This is a genomic window from Microbispora sp. CSR-4 (genome assembly GCF_008033685.1).
Lineage (GTDB): Bacteria > Actinomycetota > Actinomycetes > Streptosporangiales > Streptosporangiaceae > Microbispora.
This window is the reverse complement of sequence record NZ_VJVX01000033.1, coordinates 61971-81264: the sequence shown is the minus strand read 5'-3', so window position 1 is coordinate 81264 and position 19294 is coordinate 61971. Positions and strand designations below refer to the sequence as shown.

19 protein-coding genes are annotated in these 19294 nt (G+C 70.9%); 14 read left to right on the top strand and 5 right to left on the bottom strand.

What is annotated here, in order from left to right:
• Positions 1–25 precede the first annotated feature (25 nt).
• On the top strand, positions 26–1192 hold the full coding sequence (locus tag FLV34_RS23520) for a 5-(carboxyamino)imidazole ribonucleotide synthase (protein ID WP_147944068.1): 1167 nt from the start codon (positions 26–28) through the stop codon (positions 1190–1192).
• On the top strand, positions 1185–1688 hold the full coding sequence (gene purE / locus FLV34_RS23515; RefSeq protein WP_147944067.1) for a 5-(carboxyamino)imidazole ribonucleotide mutase: 504 nt from the start codon (positions 1185–1187) through the stop codon (positions 1686–1688). Before FLV34_RS23520 ends, purE begins: the two co-directional genes overlap by 8 nt.
• A gap of 22 nt (positions 1689–1710) precedes the next feature.
• Here the strand turns inward: purE and FLV34_RS23510 are convergent, their stop codons facing one another.
• Positions 1711–3138, bottom strand: coding sequence for an MDR family MFS transporter (locus FLV34_RS23510; RefSeq protein ID WP_147944066.1), 1428 nt, complete (start codon positions 3136–3138; stop codon positions 1711–1713).
• A 96-nt stretch (positions 3139–3234) separates the two neighbouring features.
• Between FLV34_RS23510 and FLV34_RS23505 the strand changes: the two genes are divergently transcribed.
• Positions 3235–3834, top strand: a complete 600-nt coding sequence (locus FLV34_RS23505) for a TetR/AcrR family transcriptional regulator (RefSeq protein WP_221889886.1) — start codon at positions 3235–3237, stop codon at positions 3832–3834.
• Positions 3835–3891: 57 nt separating this feature from the next.
• Here the strand turns inward: FLV34_RS23505 and FLV34_RS23500 are convergent, their stop codons facing one another.
• Positions 3892–5244 carry a UDP-glucose/GDP-mannose dehydrogenase family protein gene (locus FLV34_RS23500; RefSeq protein ID WP_205829999.1) on the bottom strand — a complete coding sequence of 451 codons (1353 nt, stop codon included), beginning with the start codon at positions 5242–5244 and terminating at the stop codon, positions 3892–3894.
• Between the two features lie 187 nt (positions 5245–5431).
• Here FLV34_RS23500 and FLV34_RS23495 point away from each other — a divergent pair, with 187 nt between their 5' ends.
• On the top strand, positions 5432–6595 hold the full coding sequence (locus FLV34_RS23495) for an acyl-CoA dehydrogenase family protein (RefSeq protein ID WP_142646417.1): 1164 nt from the start codon (positions 5432–5434) through the stop codon (positions 6593–6595).
• A gap of 56 nt (positions 6596–6651) precedes the next feature.
• On the opposite strand, the gene FLV34_RS23490 is transcribed toward FLV34_RS23495, so the two are convergent.
• Positions 6652–7494: an SDR family NAD(P)-dependent oxidoreductase gene (locus FLV34_RS23490; RefSeq protein ID WP_142646415.1), complete on the bottom strand. Its 843-nt coding sequence runs from the start codon at positions 7492–7494 to the stop codon at positions 6652–6654.
• A 76-nt stretch (positions 7495–7570) separates the two neighbouring features.
• Between FLV34_RS23490 and FLV34_RS23485 the strand changes: the two genes are divergently transcribed.
• From FLV34_RS23485 to FLV34_RS40655, 9 genes are all read left to right on the top strand, one after another.
• Entirely contained in the window at positions 7571–7978 is a 408-nt protein-coding gene (locus tag FLV34_RS23485; RefSeq protein WP_142646413.1) for a helix-turn-helix domain-containing protein, read from the top strand.
• Positions 7979–8185: 207 nt separating this feature from the next.
• On the top strand, positions 8186–8620 hold the full coding sequence (locus tag FLV34_RS23480; protein WP_147944065.1) for a nitroreductase/quinone reductase family protein: 435 nt from the start codon (positions 8186–8188) through the stop codon (positions 8618–8620).
• 108 nt (positions 8621–8728) lie between these two features.
• Positions 8729–9814, top strand: a complete 1086-nt coding sequence (locus FLV34_RS23475) for an aromatic acid exporter family protein (protein ID WP_142646409.1) — start codon at positions 8729–8731, stop codon at positions 9812–9814.
• A 137-nt stretch (positions 9815–9951) separates the two neighbouring features.
• Positions 9952–10509: a hypothetical protein gene (locus FLV34_RS23470; RefSeq protein ID WP_142646407.1), complete on the top strand. Its 558-nt coding sequence runs from the start codon at positions 9952–9954 to the stop codon at positions 10507–10509.
• Between the two features lie 99 nt (positions 10510–10608).
• Positions 10609–11154: a MauE/DoxX family redox-associated membrane protein gene (locus FLV34_RS23465; protein ID WP_222709596.1), complete on the top strand. Its 546-nt coding sequence runs from the start codon at positions 10609–10611 to the stop codon at positions 11152–11154.
• A gap of 15 nt (positions 11155–11169) precedes the next feature.
• Entirely contained in the window at positions 11170–11712 is a 543-nt protein-coding gene (locus FLV34_RS23460) for a redoxin domain-containing protein (protein ID WP_147944063.1), read from the top strand.
• The gene (locus FLV34_RS23455; protein WP_260617162.1) at positions 11709–13574 is read left to right on the top strand and encodes an ABC transporter ATP-binding protein; all 1866 of its coding nucleotides are present in this window, start codon (positions 11709–11711) and stop codon (positions 13572–13574) included. Before FLV34_RS23460 ends, FLV34_RS23455 begins: the two co-directional genes overlap by 4 nt.
• Positions 13571–14020, top strand: a complete 450-nt coding sequence (locus FLV34_RS23450) for a S26 family signal peptidase (protein WP_222709595.1) — start codon at positions 13571–13573, stop codon at positions 14018–14020. The genes FLV34_RS23455 and FLV34_RS23450 overlap by 4 nt, the downstream gene beginning before the upstream one ends.
• A gap of 102 nt (positions 14021–14122) precedes the next feature.
• Entirely contained in the window at positions 14123–14299 is a 177-nt protein-coding gene (locus FLV34_RS40655) for a hypothetical protein (RefSeq protein WP_168065728.1), read from the top strand.
• 71 nt (positions 14300–14370) lie between these two features.
• Here FLV34_RS40655 and FLV34_RS23445 read toward each other — a convergent pair whose 3' ends face one another.
• Positions 14371–16209 carry a BTAD domain-containing putative transcriptional regulator gene (locus FLV34_RS23445; RefSeq protein WP_187280707.1) on the bottom strand — a complete coding sequence of 613 codons (1839 nt, stop codon included), beginning with the start codon at positions 16207–16209 and terminating at the stop codon, positions 14371–14373.
• Positions 16210–16372: 163 nt separating this feature from the next.
• Between FLV34_RS23445 and FLV34_RS23440 the strand changes: the two genes are divergently transcribed.
• Positions 16373–17026 (top strand): TetR/AcrR family transcriptional regulator, encoded by a 654-nt coding sequence (locus FLV34_RS23440; RefSeq protein WP_142646397.1) that lies wholly within the window; start codon positions 16373–16375, stop codon positions 17024–17026.
• 452 nt (positions 17027–17478) lie between these two features.
• On the opposite strand, the gene FLV34_RS23435 is transcribed toward FLV34_RS23440, so the two are convergent.
• Positions 17479–19185, bottom strand: a complete 1707-nt coding sequence (locus FLV34_RS23435) for an ATP-binding protein (protein ID WP_147944061.1) — start codon at positions 19183–19185, stop codon at positions 17479–17481.
• Positions 19186–19294: the final 109 nt, after the last annotated feature.

Genomic DNA, 19294 nt, shown 5'->3' with positions numbered 1-19294 from the left:
CGGGCAATAGGTAGGCTGACGTGTCGTGAACAGCCCGAACGTTCCCCCTACCGCACCCGTGACCCCGCCCGTGGTGGGCATGGTCGGCGCGGGTCAGCTGGCGAGGATGACGCAGCAGGCCGCGATCGCGCTCGGCATCGACCTGCGCGTGCTCGCGAACGACCGTGACGAGAGCGCCGCCAAGGTGATCGTGGACACCCGGCTCGGTGACTACCGCGACCTTGACGATCTCCGGGAGTTCGCGAAGGGGTGCGACGCCGTCACCTTCGACCACGAGCACGTGCCGACCGAGCACATCCGGGCCCTGTCCGCCGACGGCCTCGCCGTACACCCCGGGGCGGACGCCCTGGTCCACGCGCAGGACAAGGCGGTCATGCGGGAGCGGCTCACCGCCATCGGCGCGCCCTGCCCCGCCTGGGCCCGCGTCGACGACCTGGCCGGTGTGGAGGCGTTCGCCGAGGAGCACGGCTGGCCCGTGGTGCTGAAGGCCGTACGCGGCGGCTATGACGGCCGGGGCGTGTGGATGTGCGAGTCGCCCGACGAGGCGCGCGAGGTGCTCGCCACCGGCGTGGCCCTGATGGCCGAGGCGTTCGTCCCGTTCGAGCGTGAGGTCGCCGTGCTGGTCGCCCGGTCCGCGCACGGCCAGGGTGTCAGCTATCCCGTGGTCGAGACCGTGCAGCAGGACGGCATCTGCGTCGAGGTCATCGCGCCCGCGCCGAACCTGGGCGAGGAGGAGGCGGCGCACGCCCAGCGGATCGCGCTCACGATCGCCCGCGACCTCGGCGTGACCGGGCTCCTCGCGGTCGAGATGTTCGTCACGAAGTCGGGGCTCGTGGTCAACGAGCTGGCCATGCGCCCGCACAACAGCGGCCACTGGACGATCGAGGGCGCCCGCACCTCGCAGTTCGAGCAGCACCTGCGGGCCGTGCTCAACCTGCCGCTCGGGTCGCCGTCGATGACCGCGCCGGTCGTCGTCATGGCCAACCTGCTCGGCGGGCCCGACCCCGACGTCTACTCGCGCTATGAGCACGTGATGGCCAACGACCCGGGCATCAAGATCCATTTCTATGGCAAGGACGTCCGGCCCGGCCGCAAGATCGGGCACGTCACCGCCCTCGGCACCGACCTCGACGAGGTGCGGGCCCGCGCCCACCACGCCGTCACCTGCCTGAAGGGACCTGTGGATGCCTGACGTCGGAATCGTCATGGGCAGCGACTCGGACTGGCCGGTGATGCGCCAGGCCGCCGAGGCCGTCGCCGAGTTCGGCGTGTCCTTCGAGGCCGACGTGGTGTCGGCGCACCGCATGCCCGCGGAGATGATCGAGTACGGTTCCCGCGCCGCCGGGCGCGGGCTGAAGGTGATCATCGCGGGCGCGGGCGGCGCGGCCCACCTGCCGGGCATGCTGGCCTCGGTCACCCCGCTGCCCGTGATCGGCGTTCCGGTGCCGCTCAAATATCTGGACGGCATGGACTCGCTGCTGTCGATCGTCCAGATGCCGGCCGGGGTGCCGGTGGCGACCGTCGCCGTCGGCGGTGCCCGCAACGCGGGGCTGCTCGCCGTACGGATCCTCGCGGCGTCCGACGAGGACCTGCGGCGGCGGATGGAGGAGTTCCAGGCCGCCCTGCGGGACCAGGCGCACGCCAAGGGGGAGCGGCTGCGTGCCGAGGCGGCCCAGCTCGGCCGGTAGCCCCGGCATCGGTGAGCCCGGCTCATCCGGCTGCCGTGGGGCGGCGGGTGAGCCGGGAAGGCAGCCACGCGGACACGACCAGTGCGAGCACGGTGAAGGCGAGCGACCACCAGAACGTGTGCTCGAAGGCCGCCGCGGCGTCCGAAGGGCCGCCGGGATGACGGGCGAGTGCGCTGTCGAGGACCACGGCCAGCACGGCGGTGCCGAACGAGCCGCCGACCTGCTGCGCGGTCCTCGTGATCACGCTCGCGTGCGGCACCTCGTCGCGGGTGAGTCCCTCGTACGCGCTGCTGATGACGGGGATCGTCACGGCGCCGAGGCCGACGCCGCGTACGACGAGCGCGGAGACGAGCCACCACGTCGCGGTGTCCGGCCCGGCCCAGGCGAACGGCAGCGTCCCGAGCGCGGTGATCACCAGGCCGACGGCGGTGACCGGGCGCGCGCCCACGCGGTCGGTGAGCGTGCCGGCCAGGCCCCTGCTCAGCATCACGCCGATGCCCTGCGGGGCGAGCAGGAGACCGGCCGTGAACGCGTCCCTGCCGCCCACCTGCTGATAGAAGAGCGGGATCAGCAGCATCGCGCCGTAGAGGACGAAGCCCGACAGGAACATCAGCGCGTTCGCCGCACTGAACGAGGGGCTGCGCAGCAGTCGCAGGTCGACGAGCGGCGTGTCCGTCCCGAGCGCGCGTACGGCGAAGGCGGCGATGAGCGCGGCGCCCGCGATGAGCGGCAGCAGCACGTCGGCGTGGCCGAAGCCGCCGCCGACCCCGACCCGGGAGAGGCCGAAGATGATCCCGGCGATGCCGGGGCACAGCAGGACCAGGCCGATCCAGTCGAGCGGCGCTTCGCGGTCGCGTTCGCCCGCGGGCATGAAGCGCCAGGCCAGCGCGAGCCCGGCCAGGCAGAACGGCACATTGATCCAGAAGATCCAGCGCCAGGAGAGGTGCTGGACGATCAGGCCGCCGAGGACCGGGCCGAGCACCGGGCCCAGCAGGGCGGGCAGCCCGATGATCGCCGTGGCGCGGCCGAGCGACCGTCCGCCCGTGGCCTGGACCAGGATCGTCTGCATGACGGTCAGCATGAGACCGCCGCCCGCGCCCTGCACCACGCGGAAGGCGATCAGCGTCGCCGCGTCCGGGGCGAGGCTCGCGCCGACGGATCCGGCCAGGAAGATCGTCAATGCGGCCAGCCAGACGTTCTTGCCGCCGAAACGGCCGGTCAGCCAGTTCGTCGTCGGCACCACCATGCCGAGGGCGAGCAGGTAGCCGGTGGTGATCCACTGGACGGTCGAGACCGGCACGTGCAGTTGCCGTCCCAGGGTGTCCAGTGCGATGTTGACGATCGTCGTGTCGAAGACGACGGCGAGGGTGCCGGTCAGCATGACGAGCGAGAGCCGTACGAATGCCGGGTCGAGGCGTTCCCGGGTGGCGGGCGGACTTGCGGTGCTCATGGCGACCTCCGGAGCAAGATTAGATGCACTTGTGTATCTAATCCTCTGGATGTCGTGCCGTCAATAAGATGCGCTTGTGTATCTTGAGGAGAGATCGTGTCGGAGAAGACCGCAACCAGGCGGCGTGGAGCCGAGCTGGAGGAGGCGTTGCTCGACGCCGCATGGGACGAGCTGGTCAGCGGCGGCTATGGCGGCTTCACGTTCGAGGGGGTGGCCGCACGTGCCCAGACCAGCCGGCCGGTGGTCTACCGCCGGTGGGCGAGCCGGGCCGATCTGGCGGTGGCCGCGATCATGCACTACGGCCGGAAGAACCGGCTCACGGTGCCCGACACCGGCTCTCTCCGCGACGACGTCGTGGCCCTGCTGCGGTGGATGTCGGAGCGGCGCGGCGAGCTGGCGGTGGTGATGAGCATGCAGATGAGCGAGTTCTTCGCGGAGACCGGCTCCACGATGGCCGACCTGCGAGAGCGGCTTCTGGCCGAACGCGGGGGGCCCGATCTGATGGACGAGATCCTCGACCGCGCCGCCGCGCGCGGGGAGATCGACCGTCGGCGCCTCACTCCGCGGCTGGCGGCGCTGCCGATCGACCTCGTCCGTCACGAGCTCCTGATGACCGGGCGGCCGGTCTCCGAGGACGTCATCGCCGAGATCGTCGACGACGTCTTCCTGCCCCTCCTCCGTCTGAGGGCGCAGTGAGGGCGGGTTCGCCGGGCTCGGTGCGGTGAGGCCCGGCTCGCCGGGCCGGCGCGAGGATCAGGGGCGGCCGAGGGCGCGGTAGTCCCAGCCGGCCTCGCGCCAGGTGTCCGCGTCGAGCGCGTTGCGGCCGTCGACGATCGTGCGGGCGGCGACGACCGCGCCCAGCTCCTCGGGATCGAGGGTCACGAACTCCTGCCACTCGGTGAGCAGCAGCACGACCTCGGCCTCATGGGCGGCCTCCATGGCCGACTCGGCGTACCCCAGGTGGGGGTGGGCCGCCCGCGCGTTCGACAGGGCGACCGGGTCGTAGACCGTGACCTGCCCGCCCTGCTCGGCGATCTTCAGGGCCACGTCCAGGGCCGGAGAGTCGCGGATGTCGTCGGAGTTGGGCTTGAACGCCGCGCCCAGCACCGCCACCCTGCGGCCGTCGAACGCCCCGCCAAGGATGTCGCGGGTGAGGTCGACCGTACGGGCCCGGCGGCGCAGGTTGATCTGGTCGACCTCGCGGAGGAACGCGAGCGCCTGGGAGGCGCCGAGCTCGTCGGCCCTGGCCGTGAACGCCCTGATGTCCTTCGGCAGGCAGCCGCCGCCGAAGCCGAGGCCGGGGTTGAGGTAGCGGCCGCCGATCCGCTCGTCGTACGACAGCGCCTGCGACAGCTGGGTGACGTCGCCGCCGGCGGCCTCGCAGAGCTCGGCCATGGCGTTGATGAACGAGATCTTCGTGGCCAGGAACGCGTTCGCGGCCGTCTTCACCAGCTCGGCCGTCGGGAAGTCGGTCACCACGATCGGGATCTCGCCCAGCGGCGCGTAGACGTCCCGCAGCACCTTCTCGGCCCGCTCGGAGGTCACACCGAGCACGATCCGGTCGGGGCGGAGCGTGTCCTGGACGGCGAAGCCCTCACGCAGGAACTCGGGGTTCCAGGCCAGCTCGACCTGCATCCCCGCGGGCGAGAGCCGTACGAGCTTGTCGGCGAGGCGCTCGGCGGTGCCGACCGGCACCGTGGACTTGCCCACGACCAGGCACTCGCGGTCGAGGTGCGGGGCCAGCGACTCGACGACCGCGTCCAGGAACGAGACGTCGGCGGCCTGCTCGCCCTTCTTCTGGGGCGTGCCCACGCAGATGAAGTGGACGTCGCCGAACTTCGCCACCTCCTCGTATGAGGTGGTGAAGCGCAGCCTGCCCGAGTCGAGATTGCGGCGGAGGAGCTCCTCCAGACCGGGCTCGTGAATCGGCAGCTCGCCGCGCTGCAGCCGTTCGATCTTGCTCTGGTCCACATCCAGACCGAGCACTTCGAAGCCCAGTTCGGCCATGCACGCCGCGTGCGTTGCACCCAGGTATCCGGTCCCCAGCACAGTGAGGCGGTACGGCACGGCATGCTCCCCTCTTACCGACTCTTTGTGATCTGGCATGGTACCGGGCCAGTCAACTGCCCTGTGAACCACCTGGGCAAACCGGCGCCTTGGCCCCACGGTACGGCCCTCGGTCCGCCCCGGTCGATGCCAGGCAACCGGTTCCTCACCCCTGTCAAGAAGATCAGTCAGGGAGGCTGTCGTACTGACTGGTAACTTTCTAGTCGGACGTCCTAGTATCGGCCTTATGAGCTTCCCTCTCTACGCCCCCGCTGAGGAGCACGAGATGCTCCGCGAGACGGTCCGGGCCATCGCCGACGAGAAGATCGCCCCGCGTGCCGCGGCGGCCGACGAGAACGAGGAGTTCCCCTGGGAGGTCTACAAGGACCTCGTCGCGGCCGACCTGCACGCCGTGCACATCCCCGAGGCGTACGGCGGGGCGGGCGCCGACGCGCTCGCCACCGTGATCGTGATCGAGGAGGTCGCCCGCGCGTGCGCCTCGTCCTCGCTGATCCCGGCCGTCAACAAGCTGGGCACCGTGCCGCTGCTGCTGTCGGCGTCCGAGGAGCTCAAGCAGCGCTACCTCACGCCGGTCGCCCGTGGTGAGGCCATGTTCTCCTACGCCCTGTCGGAGCCGGAGGCCGGCTCCGACGCCGCCTCCATGAAGACCAGGGCCGAGCGCGACGGCGACCACTACGTGCTCAACGGCACCAAGATGTGGATCACCAACGCGGGCGTGTCGGAGTTCTACACGGTCATGGCCGTGACCGACCCCTCGGCCGGCGCCCGCGGCATCTCGGCGTTCGTGGTGGAGAAGGACGACGAGGGCGTCTCGTTCGGGCCCAAGGAGAAGAAGCTCGGCATCAAGGGCTCGCCCACCCGCCAGGTCATCCTGGAGAACGTCCGCATCCCGGCCTCGCGCATGATCGGCGAGCCGGGCACCGGCTTCAAGACCGCCCTGGCCACGCTCGACCACACCCGCGTCACCATCGCCGCCCAGGCGCTCGGCATCGCCCAGGGCGCGCTCGACTACGCCCTCGGGTACGTCAAGGAGCGCAAGCAGTTCGGCAAGCCGATCGCCGACTTCCAGGGCCTGCAGTTCATGCTCGCCGACATGGCGATGAAGCTGGAGGCCGCCCGCCAGCTCACCTACGCCGCCGCCGCGAAGTCGGAGCTGGCCATGAGCGGCACCCCGGTCAAGGACCTCACCTTCTTCTCCAGCGCCGCCAAGTGCGCCGCCTCCGACGCCGCCATGGAGATCACCGTCGACGCCGTCCAGCTCCTCGGCGGGTACGGCTACACGCGCGACTTCCCGGTCGAGCGGATGATGCGCGACGCCAAGATCACCCAGATCTACGAGGGCACCAACCAGATCCAGCGCATGGTCATGGCCCGCCAGCTCCTCAAGTAGTCGTTGGCGTGCGAAACCCCGTCTGCCGTACCGGGCAGGCGGGGTTCGCCGTCAGGTCAGGCGTCCGCCCGGAGGCGGCCGAGCAGGTCCTCGGTGTAGGCGAGCAGGCGCTCGGCGTCGCCGGGATCGAGCGTTTTCAGCGAGTGGTCGACCGGCTTGCCGCGGTCGACCGCGGTGAGCGCGCCGGCCGGCGGGTGGTCGATCCACTCGACGATCGGACGGATCGACTCGGCCACCGGGCGCGCGAGGAACGCCGCGAGCACCCTGATGGCTCCGCGGACCAGTGGGTTCCGGTGGCCGCTCACCCCGCTGCGGGTGAAACCGGGGTGGTAGAGGACGTAGCGCGCCCGGTTCTCGGGCCGGGCGGCGAACGCGACGCCGAGCAGGTCGTTGGCGCGTCCCGCCTGGAGCTGCGCGAGCACCTGGCCGTACCGGCGTGTCAACTGGGGGTCCTCCCACACGATCCGGCCCGCGGTGACGCCGACCCCGGCGACGTTGACGACCACCGGGTCGGGGGCGGCGTTCAGCAGCGGCCGCAGGCGGGTCCCGAGCAGGTATCGGCTCAGGTAGTACAGGGCGAAGGTGTACTCCAGCCCGTCGGCCGTCTCCGTGCGCTTGGAGCTGATCCGGTTGGCGAACAGCGCCAGCGCGTCGACCGAGTCGTGGTGCTCGGCCACGTCGGTGACAATCCGCTCGACCTCCGCGATCGAGGAAAGATCCGCCCGTACGAACCGCAGGTTCGGGCTCGCCGCGTCGGACAGCAGCGCACGGCCCTTGGCCTCGCTGCTGCCGATCACCGTGACGTGATCGCCCCTCGCGAGCCGTTCCAGGGCGGTCGCCCGCCCCATGCCGTCGGTTCCCCCGCTGATGATGACGGTCTTGTGTCGTCGGCCCGGCACGGAATCCTCCATAGGCTGGTGGTCGGCTGGTCCAATCGTCGGGCTGCGACGTCAGAGGCGGAAAGAAGGCAGTTTGATGTCCGGTACGCACACTGGTGTTCCCTCCGTACTCGCCCACGAGCTTCCCCGTCCCGTGCCGATCGACGAGCTCGAAGCCTGCCCGGTGGGGGAGCTGTTCCGGCGGCTGGGCGACAAATGGAGCATGCTGCTGCTGATCCTGCTCGGCGGCCGGCCCCATCGCTACAACGAGCTGCACCGCGCGATCGAGGGCATCAGCCAGCGCATGCTCACCCGTACGCTGCGCGCCCTGGAGACCGACGGCCTGGTGCGCCGCGAGGTGCACCCGACCGTGCCTCCCGGCGTCGAGTACAGCCTGACCCCGCTCGGCCGCACCCTGCTGGAGCCCGTGTCCGCGCTGGCCGACTGGGCGGTGCGGCACGAGGCCGACATCAGGGAGGCCCGCTTCCGGCACACCGGCGCCTAGTCTCCGACGGGCAGCCCACCCTGCCTCCCCAGCAGCCCTGAGCAGCGCAAACCCCGTCTCCCGTGGTTGGAGGCGGGGTTTTCCACGTCTTCGACGAGATCGGCGTACAAGCTAGAGAGCACCGCTCTTGACTGTGAGCGTATCTCCGGGCATGCTTGCCCTAAGGCGAGAGCAGTGCTCTCGGAGTGAGTCGCCGAGGAGTCGACCATGTCCCGCTACATCGAACCGACCCGCGTGGATCACCTCTTCAACCGGACGGTCGCAGGGCTGACCCGGCTCGGGATCAGCCTCTGGGGATCCCGGATCCTGTACGTCCGCGGCCGGTCCAGCGGGGAATGGCGCACCACGCCGGTGAACGTGCTGACCCTGAACGGCACTCGCTATCTGGTCGCACCCCGGGGTATCACTCAGTGGGTCCGCAACCTGCGTGCCGCCGGGAACGGTGAGCTGCGCGTGGGCTGCCGCGTCGAAGCGTTCACCGCCATCGAGCTCTCCGATGAGGAGAAGCCGGCCGTTCTCCGGGCGTACCTGAAGCGCTGGGGCTGGGAGGTCGGAAGGTTCTTCGAGGGACTCAACGCGAACGCGTCCGAGGAGCAGGTGCGGGAGATCGCTCCGGGCTTCCCCGTCTTCCGGATCAACTAGAGAGGCCTTGGCGACGCCGCCGCCGGCCTCGTACGGCGAACGGCTCGAACCAGAGGATTTCGGGGCAAATGTGATCCCACTGTCATAAAGATTCGCGATTGTGGAGGGGTGCGCGCGTGGCTCGTTGATCAGTGGAGGAAACGGCTGGGCACGTTCGGTGTGATCGGGCCTTCCATCGCGCAGTGTGCCGTGGGCGCCGCGCTGGCCTGGCTCGTCGCCGTACATCTGCTCGGCCACCCCAACCCCCTCTTCGCGCCCGTCGCCGTGATGATCTGCGTGGGCATCGGGTCCGGCCGGCGGCTGCGCAGGCTGGCCGAGCTGGTGATCGGCGTCAGCCTGGGGGTGGGCGTCGGCGACCTGCTCGTGTCGTGGATCGGCTCGGGCCCCTGGCAGCTCGCGTTCGTGATCGCGCTGGCCATGACCGTCGCGTGGCTGCTGAACAGCAGCGAGTTGTTCGTGTCGCAGGCCGGGTCGTCGGCGGTGCTGGTCGCCATGCTGGTGCCGGGCGCGGACGGCGGCGGGCTGGACCGGATGGTGGACGCGCTCACCGGCGGCGTCGTCGGCATCGCCGCGGTCGCCCTGCTGCCCGCCAGCCCGCTCACCATCGCGGGCAGGCACCTGTCGGGTGTGCTCGACGCGTTCTCCACCATGCTCGAACAGGCGGCGGAGGCGATCGAGAAGGGCGACGCGGACCTGGCCGCCGAGGCCCTGGAATGCGGACGCAGGACCCAGACCGCGGTCGAGGAGTTCACTGCGGCGCTGGACAACAGCAAGGAGATCATCAGGATCTCGCCGCTGCGCCGGCATCACCGGGCCAGGCTGGCCAGGTATCAGACCGCCGCCCTGCCGGTGGACCTGGCGCTGCGCAACGCGCGGGTGCTGGTGCGCCGCACGCTGGCGGCGATGGGGGAGCCCATGCCGCCGCCGGTCGCGCTGGCCGAGCTGCTGCGCGAGGTCTCGGAGGCGGCGCTGCTGCTCCAACTGGAGCTGGGGGCCGGGCGCGAGCCGACGCTGGCCAGGCAGGCGTTGCTCGCCGTCGCCGCGCGGGAGCGGCCCAAGCACCTGGGCTTCTCGGCGAACGTCATCATCGCGCAGTTGCGCTCCATCGCCGTCGATCTGCTCCAGGCGACCGGCATGGAGCACGACGAGGCCTCGGCCACGCTCACCCCGCTCGACGAGAGCATGCGCGGCTGAGAGCGGACGCCCCGCTCACCGTCGCCGATCAACGCGGCGGGCAGGAGTCGCGGCAGCCGCCGAAGCGCTCGGTGTCCGGCCGGGTGAAGCGGGTCTCCTGCGTCCCCCGCACCGCCTCGGTCATCGTCTTCTTCCAGATGGGCCATCTGGATGGTCTCGCACAGGCCCACTTTCCCCTGCAGTTGCATGAAGAAGGTGTTCACGGCGTCCCGGGTGCCCGACCGCAGGGTGACGAACCGGGCTCCGCCCTTCTCGCGGTTGCGGACGCTGTGGGTTGGATCGCCGACGGGCCTGCCCGCGCAGTTCTTGAACGCCGGGTAGCTCGGGGCACGGTACGCGTCCCCGACGAAGAAACCGTCGTCGTATCGCCAGCCGGCGGCGAGCGCGGCGGCCAGGGCGTACGGCATCGCCGTCGTGCCCTGCTGGAGTCCCCGCCCGCCGTCGGGATCACGGCTGGAGACCATCGCCCTTACGGTCCCTTCGCCCGGGACGATCAGGACCTGTGTGGCGATCTGCGCGTCGTCGCGGTGGACGTACGCGTCGACGGCCTGTTGCGCCGTCCGCTGGAGCCGCTGGTCGATGGTCGTCGCGAAGTCGCGTTTCCGGGACGTTTTCACGCTGCTTCGATTCCTCGCCGGCGTGAAACGTCGTCCATTGTGCAGTCCCCGCGTCACATCGGCCAAATGGCCGCATAACGAATACACCGCGGCGTGTAGCCGTCGTATATCCGGTGTCTCGCGGCTGTTCCTAGCGTGGTGGGCGACCCACCCGCCCGACCGGGGATGAGGACGCCCGTGGCCTATCTCTTCGCCTTCTGCCGGCTGCTCACGGGGATCGTCTTCCTCATGTCGGCCGTGAGCAAGCTGCGCGGGCGGACGGCGTACGAGGAGTTCACGGCGGCCATCCGCGCCCTCGTGCCCCTCGTGCGGCTGCCGGCCCGGCCCGTCGCGGCGCTCGTCGTCACCGCCGAGGCCGCCGTCGCGCCGCTGCTTGCCTGGCCGCCCACCGTGCTCGCCGGCTTCTGTCTCGCGCTCGGGCTGCTCGTGGCCTTCACCGTGGCCATCGTCGTCGCCCTGCGGCGCGGCAGGCGGGTCCCCTGCCGCTGCTTCGGCGCCTCCGTCGTTCCCGTGGGCCCCGGTCATCTCGCCCGCAACGCCGTGCTCCTCGCCGCCGCGACGGCGGGAGCCGTACAGGCAGGTGCGGTACAGGCCGGCGCCGGGACCGTCCTCGCGGGTCTCGGGCCGGCCGGGTTCGTCGCGGTCGCCCTGGCAGCCGGGGCCGCGGCCGTCCTGCTGTCCGCGATCGGCGAGATCGCCGGTCTGTTCACCAGTTCACCCTGACGAAGGTGGTTCCTCATGCCGTTCCTGACAGCGCTCGTTCTGGGCGTCGGCGTCCTGTGCCTGATCGACCTGGTGCTGACGGTCGGGGTGATCCGGCGGCTTCGGGCGCACGAGGAGATGCTGTCGGCGCGACCGCCGGGTGCCCCGTTCCTCGTACTGCCTCCTGGGGCGACGATCGGCGGTTTCTCCGCGGTGAGCACCGACGGCGTGCACGTCTCGGATGAGACGCTGACCGGGACGGTCCTCGTCGGCGTCTTCTCGCCCGACTGCCCGGCCTGCCACGAACGCCTGCCGCAGTTCGCCGAGCACGCGCGGTCGTTCCCCGGAGGACGCGGCAACGCGCTGGCCGTGCTCGTCGGTGCGGAGGAGGAGATGGCCGAGGAACGGCGGGCGCTGGAGCCGGTCGCCCTGGTGCTGATCGAGGAGTTCGGCACCGGCCTGACTAAGGCGTTGCAGGTGCGCGGCTTCCCGTCCCTCGCCCTGGTCGACGAGCACGGGAGGGTGGTCGCCAGCGGCACCACCCTGGAGGACCTCGACATGATCCCCGCACACGCGTGACGGCCCGAGCGCGGGCGGTGGTGACCGCCCTCGGCATGGCCTGGCGGGCGGGCAGGGGGCTGACCATCGCCTTCGCCGTCCTCAGCACGCTCATGGCCGTCCTGCCGGTGACGATCGCCTGGTGCACCAAGCTGGTCCTCGACGAGATCGCCGCCGGCCGGCCCGGGGTCGGCGTGACCGCGGGCCTGGGCGCGGTGCTCGCCGGGTGCGGGGTGCTGACGGCGCTCGGGCCGCAGATCGTCCAGTACGTCAGGGACGAGAGCGGACGCAGGATCGGCCTCGCCGCCCAGGACCGCCTTTTCCGGGCCACCGAGCGGTTCGTGGGCCTCGCCAGGTTCGAGGACCCGGCGTTCCACGACCGGATCCGCATGGCCCAGCAGCACGGCGGGGCGACCCCGGGCATGGTGGTCTCCGCCGCCCTGGGCACCGCAAGGACGGCGATGACCGGCGCCGGGTTCCTCGTCTCCCTCGTGACGATCAGCCCGTGGATGGCCGCCCTCGTGCTCGGTGCCGCGGTGCCGTCCCTGGCCGCCGAGCTCTGGCTGTCGCGGCGGCGGGCCGCGATGCTGTGGGGCATCGGCCCGGTCGAGCGCCGCGAGCTCTTCTTCGGCGAGCTTCTCGTCAACGTCCGGGCGGCCAAGGAGCTGAGGCTCTTCGGCACCGGGGCGCACCTGCGCGGGCTCATGAACGCCTACCGGCGGGCCGCGAACGCCGAGCGGAGCCGCACCGACCGGCGCGAGCTGGGCGTGCAGGCCGTCACCGGGACGACGGCCGCGCTCGCGGCCGGGGGCGGCCTGCTGTGGGTTCTCGTGTCCGCGGCGAACGGCACGGGTGCGATCGGCGACGTGGCGCTGTTCGTGGCCGCAGTCGCCGGAGTCCAGGCCGCGGTGAGCGGTCTCGTCGTCGAGCTCGTCACCGTGCACCAGCAGGTGCTGCTGTTCGGCCACTACCTCGCCGTCCTGCACGCCGAGCCGGACCTGCCGGTCCCGGCCCGGCCCCGGCGGACGGGTCCGCTGCGCCGGGGGATCGAGCTGAAGGACGTGTGGTTCCGCTACTCGCCCGGCCACCCCTGGGCCCTGCGCGGCCTGACCCTGACCATCCCGTACGGCACCGCGGTGGCGCTCGTAGGCCGGAACGGCGCGGGCAAGAGCACGGTGGTCAAGCTCCTGTGCCGCATGTACGACCCGGAGCGCGGCTCGATCCTCTGGGACGGGATCGATCTCAGGGAGGTGGACCCGGCGGAGCTGCGGGCGCGGATCGGGGCGGTGTTCCAGGACTACATGGAATATGACATGACCGCGGCCGAGAACATCGGCCTGGGCGACCTCGCCGCGCTGGACGACCGGGGGAGGATCGAGGCGGCGGCGCGGCGGGCGGGGGTGCACGGCGTCGTGAGCCGCCTGCCCCGGGGGTACGACACGATGCTGTCCCGCGTCTTCGGCGGCCTCGTGGACCCCGCGGAGGACGGTCCCACGGATGTGGGGGTCCATCTGTCGGGCGGGCAGTGGCAGCGGGTCGCCCTGGCCCGCGCCTACCTGCGGGGCGAGAGGGACCTGCTGATCCTGGACGAGCCCAGCTCGGGCCTCGACGCCGAGGCGGAGCACGAGATCCATCAAGGCCTGCGCGAGCACCGCCGCGGCCGTACGAGCCTGCTGATCAGCCACCGGCTCGGCGCGGTGCGCGACGCCGACCACATCGTGGTCCTGGACGGCGGGCAGGTCGCCGAGCAGGGCACGCACACCGAGCTGCTCGCGCGCGGCGGGATCTACGCTCGCCTGTTCGCCCTGCAGGCCGAGGGATACCGGCAGCGGGAGGACCACACCGCCGCCGCCCCGCACGACCGGCTCTCGGGGGCACGATGACACGCACGATGACACCCGTCCTGCTCGTCCTGCTCGCGTCGGCGCTCGGCGGCGCCGCCGCGATGGCGGCCAGACGGTCGCTGCGCGTCGTCGAGGTGCACGGGGAGAGCATGGAGCCAAGCCTGCGGTCCGGCGACCGGGTCCTCGTACGCACGCTGCGCACGGGGCGGCGCGTCCGGCGTGGTGACATCGTGGTCATCTCCCGCGTGGGCCCGGGGGAGGGGGTCACGCTCGACGGCGGCACCAACCTGGTGATCAAGCGGGCCGCCGCCGTGGCCGGGGATCCGGTCCCACCGGGATTCGAGGCGCTGGGGGAGACGCGGGTGCCGCCGGGGCGGCTGCTCGTGCTCGGGGACGATCCGTCGCGCAGCACCGACTCCCGGCAGTGGGGGCTCCTCCCGGAAAGCCGGATCACCGGTGTCGTGATCCGGCGGTTGAACGCGTGAACCCGGCGATACAGGAATTCGTGTATCGCAGTGGTACGTCCGCGATCGAGGCCGCTCCTAATGTCGGGCTCCGAAAAGGAGTCCCTCACAAGGAGGAACTGAATGACACGGACGATTCAGCGACTGGCGGACCGGATGGTCGCCCGGCTGGTCCCGGCCACCCGCGCGGAGGCGGTCAACTGCTGGTACGAGAGCACAGGCTGCGTCCAGCGCTACTGCTGCACCGGGTCGGGGATCCCCGGCGGCAGTTACTGCACATACTGGCAGTACATCTGCTAGACGGACACGGCGGAGCGTCCTTCGCGCGAATTCCCCTCGCGCGAAGGGCGCCCCGCTTTCGAATGGCCACCCTAGACGGCCGAATTCCCGTTCGCGGGTTTTCCTGCTGTTCTGGCGATTTCCATGGCGTACAGGCGGGTGAGGTCGTTCATCCGGTAGTGGTCCGGGGCGATCGGCTTCATCAGGCGGAGATCGGCCAGCCTGCCGAGTGCCGCCCACGCCGTACGCCGGTCACGGCCGAGGAGCCCCGCCGCCGTCGCCGACCCGCAGTCGGCCATGCCACGCTCGCCGAGGCGGTGGAACAGGGCGAGCGCGCTGCCGTTCGCCGTCCCCCCGCACTGCCGCAGGGCCTGGTAGTCGAGGTCGAGGGCGCTGCGTACGGAAAGGTCGCCGCAGGTCAGCAGGTCGAGCCGGTGCTCCTCGCAGGCCAGCATGTCGGCGAACGCCGCCAGCGTCCACTCCCGCCGGACCGCCAGCCGCTTGCCCGCGATCCGCAGTGCGAGCGGCAGGTTGTCGCAGAGCCGGGCCACCCTCCTCACCTGCTCGGGATCGACCCGGTCCCGGCCGCAGAGCCGCACCAGCAGCTCGTACGCCGCGTCGTCGGTCAGGGGAGCGAGCGGCAGATGGTCGACGTCGTCGAGCGCCCCGAGCACCGTCCTGCTGGTGATGACGAACCGGCAGCCGGGACAGGCGCCGATCAGCGGGCGCACCTGCCCCTCGTCGGTCACGTTGTCGAGAAGGACGAGCACCCGCCTGCCGGCCGTGGCGTTCCCGAGCTGGAGCACCGCGTCGTCGAGGTCGGCGGCGATCTCATCGTCCGCCAGTCCCAGCAGTCCCAGCAGCCGGGCCGGCGTCTCGTACGCGCCGGGCCGGGGAAGGGTCCGCAGGTCGACGTGGAACACGCCGCCGGGGAAGGCCGGCGCCGCCATCCGTACGGCGTGCAGAGCGAGGGCCGACTTGCCCACCCCCGCAGGGCCGTGCACGGCGACCGGCCGGACGGGCCGCGGGGGTGCGGCGGTGATCGCGGCCACGAGCTCGTTCAGCTCCGCATCGCGGCCCACGAGACTCACGAGACTTCCGGGGCCCGCGACCGGTGTCGGCCCTGCCTCCGACACGGGGGCCGGACGGGACGGATCGAGGGCGGGGTCCCGCCGGAGGATTCGCCGGTGCAGCTCGGCCAGCTCGGGACCGGGCTCGACGCCCAGCTCCTCCGCCAGGAACGCGCGGGCCTGGCCGTACGCGGCGAGCGCGGCGGCGGAGTCGCCGGTGCGATACAGCGCGAGCATGAGGCTGCCCCACAGCCGCTCCCTGGTGGGATGAGCGGCCACCGTCTCCCGAAGCTCCGGCACGGCGTCGGCGTGCTCGCCCAGCATGAGGCGGGCCTCCGCCTGCGCCTCCAGGGCCAGGCAGCGCTGCTCGGCGAGCGCGTCCAGGCGCGGGCCGAGCGCCGCCGACCTGGGCACGTCCTCGGCCGGCGCGCCGCGCCACCGGGTGAGGGCCGCCGACAGGTGCCGCAACGCCGTCTCCGGCCGCCCGGCCGACAGCGCCTGCCTGCCCTGCCGCAGGGCGTCGGCGAACTCGCTGACGTCGAGCTCGCCGGGGTGCACGGTGAGGACGTAGCCGGGCGGCCGGGCCGTCAGCCGGTCGCCGTCGCCGAGCGTCCCCCGCAGCCGGTTGACGTAGGTGCGGACGTTGGCGACGGCCGAGCGGGGCGGCTCCTCGTCCCACACCGCCATGACCAGCCGGTCGATCGACACGACCCGATTGGGTTCGAGCAGCAGCGCGGTCAGCAGGGCGCGCTGTTTGGGCGAGCCGAGCGGGACCGGCCTGCCGTTCCTCCTGACCTCGACCGGGCCCAGCAAGCCGAACCGAAGGTTCGATCCGCCCTCCGGATCGGATGATCGGTGCACGACGGGACCTCCGTAGGCGTCTCGCGAGGAGCGTCTGAAGAGAACCCCACGAAGATCCCTGCCCGCCGCGAACCCGCACAAGCCCGGCAAGTGTCCGGAACAGTTCCGAACCGGGCCCGCCATACGGTGATTAGGGGGGATCCACGGGGGAACCGACTACCGCATGACGGGTACGGGCAACGGGGACCTGTCCGACCGCGTTCTCCAGGTGGCGACCCGCCTGTTCGCCGGGCTGGGTTACGACGGCACGGACCTCAGGCAGATCGCCGACGCCGCGGGCACTGACGTCGCCTACATCAAACGGCAGTTCGGCGACAAGCGAGAGATCTATCTCGAGGTCATGGACTTCATGAACAGCGCTCACAACGCCGTCCTGGAGAAAGGGATCAAGGACATCGTCGGCGCCCCGCCCGACCAGAAGATCGTCGCCCTGCACCGGCTTCTCGACCGATATATCGACTTCTGCTGCAACCAGCCGGAATATCCGGCGCTCTACACCCACAGGTGGCTCGCCGACGCCACCGACATCCCCGAGCTGGAGCCGATGTACGCCGCTCCGGCGGCGCAGTTCGTGATCGACACCATCTCCCCGATGGTGACCGCCCCGGACGTGGACGTGGACTACACGATCAACGCGGTGATCTGGTGCGTGCACAGCTTCGTGCAGAGCGGCGTGTACGACAGGTCGGGCCAGCGATACGACCACAAGCACCCCGGCGCGCTGTGGCGCTTCCGCACCTTTCTGCACCAGATGGTCCACCGCACGCTCCGCCTGCCGGGGGACCCCCCACCCGTGCCGCGTCCCGCGCGCAGGTGAACCGCTTCCTGCCCGCGGGTTCCCCGGCTACGGCGGCTCGCTCGGCTTCGCCGACCCGGCGACCGGCCTGGCCTTCGGCTACGTCATGAACCACATCCAGGAAGGCGTACCGGACCGGAGAGCCGGCCACCCTCCTCGACGCGGTCCGCAGCGCGCTCGCGAGCGGGGAGATTCACAGAAGTACAGTTCTGTGAACTACACCTCTATGCCGGCCTGCGCCCGCGACCTCCTCGCGGCCCGCCGAGCTGCTGGCCTCGGCCGCCGGGGACCCCCGGTATCCGCCTGATCGGCCTCGACGACATCTACGCCCCGAGCGCGTCCGGCTGAGGCCCCGCCGGTCCCGGCCGCCATCGCCAGGGAGGCCGCCGACCGGCACCTGGCCCTGTGGTGCGAGCGCGGCGGCGACGAGTCCGTGGACGTACGCCTGACCACCAGATCACGCCACCGGTCACTCAGCGCGGAAAGGCAGGCCCTGGCCCATACCTGACTCCAGTCCCGCCGCGCGCGTCTCCGATCTTCTCGAGAATCCGGCGTGCACGCAGGTCGTTGAGCATGTCGCGCGCCGCGTACACCTGAATGTCGAAGAGGCGCTGCAGGGTGCGGTTCGTCACGAAGCCGTACTCGCGAACGTGATCGATGATCTTCTGGTCCATCCCGTCCACACCCCGGCGCCGGTAGGTGATTGCCCGGGACATCGCGGCGACCGTCTCGGCCCGCAGGCGATACGTGGGAAACAGTTTTCTGGCGGTGCGTCTGCTCGGCTCCAGCAGACCGTGCTCCTCCGCCATCGACATGAGCACTTCCTGGGCCTCCTCGGGAGGACGCTGGATCACGGCGGCGAGCCGGAGCGCGTCGATCGCGCTGTCGCGGCGGAGATGCGACAGCGTGAGCAGGACGTTGACATCGCGCGCCGCCTTCGCGGGCAACTCGCCGACGAAGCGGACGAAGGCATCGTTGCCGATGCCGCCGGAGAGCGTCGCGCGCACGAGGGTGCCGCTGTCTTCGATCGACGGAGGTTCCTTGCCCACACGAAGCATCTCCCGATAGGCCCGGTCGATGCCCTGCCCCGTGCGCTCAGCCAACTGCAGAGTGGAGATGGCTTCGGTCAAAAGCCGGTTACGCGGCGTCGAAGGGTGCGTGAGGATGTTGTCCGGGGTGACCCCGGCGACAAGCCCTCCAGGACTCGTGATGACCAGCCGTTCGGGGGAGTGCTCTATGTCCACCGTCCCACTGGTCTCGTAGGAACGATGGATGAAGGCGTTGACGATCAGTTCTCGTACGGCGTCCTGCGGATAGTCGGTGAGCTGGAGCTGCACACCGCCGGAAATCGTGAGCGGGTGGATCTCCCGGCGCGTGGCGACCGCGTCCGACATCACTTCGAGCGCCGCCAGCAGGGGCCGGGTCCCTCTGCTCCTGCCCGTCGCCTCGCTGCCCAAGGTGGGGCGGAATTGATAGGAGTATCCGTAGCTGGGGACCACGGTGCGCAGCACCCGCTTGTCGGCGAGCAGGAGGACCCCGGCGTTGGTGACACCGCCGTCCGGAGTGATGAGTCGCAGCGCTTCGAGCATCGCTCGGTCGGACAGCGCTGCGAGGTGATCGCGGCCCGCTGCCACCAGCAGGTCACGAAGCCGGGCGATTTCCACCGCGCTCAGGTCCTCGAGCCCCGCACCGGACGCCTCGGCGGACCAGTCGATCTGACCCCGCGCGATCATGACCTCGCGCTGCTGCGAGGGGGGAAACGGAAGGCACTCCTTGCCGAGGCGACGAGTGGCGAGACCCGCGGCGTTGCTGTGCGGCATGACTCCGCGGGGAACGGACAGGGCGACCAGCCGGACGCCGTCCACGATCCTTTCCACGACGAATGGTGTGATCGGCGGAGACGTCCGGTCGAAGACCCCTTTGCGGAGGCCGTCCAAGGTGTAGGAGGTGGGCACGCCGCGCAAGGCGTCCGCTCTCACCGTCGCCTTGTCGTCCACCCCCAAGACGACGGTGCCGCCTTGGGCGTTGATGAAGCAGACCAGGGTATCGGCGAGCAGAGCGAAGGTCGCCTCGGGAGAGTCGGCGACAAGTTTGAAGTCCAGGGTTTCCGACTCCAGGGCGTCCGCCGGCACGCCTTTGCCGACGGCGTCGAGGACGGCACTGAGTGCCTCCGGTTCCATGTCACTGATACTAACTGAGAGAGCGTCGAAAATTGACGCTCTCTCAGTTGGACATCAGTTGGCCCTCCAGTGGGTGGGACTGCGTTTGAGGGGGTGTGGCGGTGCCGCC

Bases quoted from the DNA above. Each gene is read 5' to 3' on its own strand.
- purE (WP_147944067.1), top strand. From the start codon at position 1,185: ATGCCTGACGTCGGAATCGTCATGGGCAGCGACTCGGACTGGCCGGTG.
- FLV34_RS23510 (WP_147944066.1), bottom strand. From the start codon at position 3,138: ATGAGCACCGCAAGTCCGCCCGCCACCCGGGAACGCCTCGACCCGGCA.
- FLV34_RS23500 (WP_205829999.1), bottom strand. From the start codon at position 5,244: ATGCCAGATCACAAAGAGTCGGTAAGAGGGGAGCATGCCGTGCCGTAC.
- FLV34_RS23495 (WP_142646417.1), top strand. From the start codon at position 5,432: ATGAGCTTCCCTCTCTACGCCCCCGCTGAGGAGCACGAGATGCTCCGC.
- FLV34_RS23485 (WP_142646413.1), top strand. From the start codon at position 7,571: ATGTCCGGTACGCACACTGGTGTTCCCTCCGTACTCGCCCACGAGCTT.
- FLV34_RS23480 (WP_147944065.1), top strand. From the start codon at position 8,186: ATGTCCCGCTACATCGAACCGACCCGCGTGGATCACCTCTTCAACCGG.
- FLV34_RS23470 (WP_142646407.1), top strand. From the start codon at position 9,952: ATGGGCCATCTGGATGGTCTCGCACAGGCCCACTTTCCCCTGCAGTTG.
- FLV34_RS23460 (WP_147944063.1), top strand. From the start codon at position 11,170: ATGCCGTTCCTGACAGCGCTCGTTCTGGGCGTCGGCGTCCTGTGCCTG.
- FLV34_RS23450 (WP_222709595.1), top strand. From the start codon at position 13,571: ATGACACGCACGATGACACCCGTCCTGCTCGTCCTGCTCGCGTCGGCG.
- FLV34_RS40655 (WP_168065728.1), top strand. From the start codon at position 14,123: ATGACACGGACGATTCAGCGACTGGCGGACCGGATGGTCGCCCGGCTG.
- FLV34_RS23440 (WP_142646397.1), top strand. From the start codon at position 16,373: ATGACGGGTACGGGCAACGGGGACCTGTCCGACCGCGTTCTCCAGGTG.
- FLV34_RS23435 (WP_147944061.1), bottom strand. From the start codon at position 19,185: ATGGAACCGGAGGCACTCAGTGCCGTCCTCGACGCCGTCGGCAAAGGC.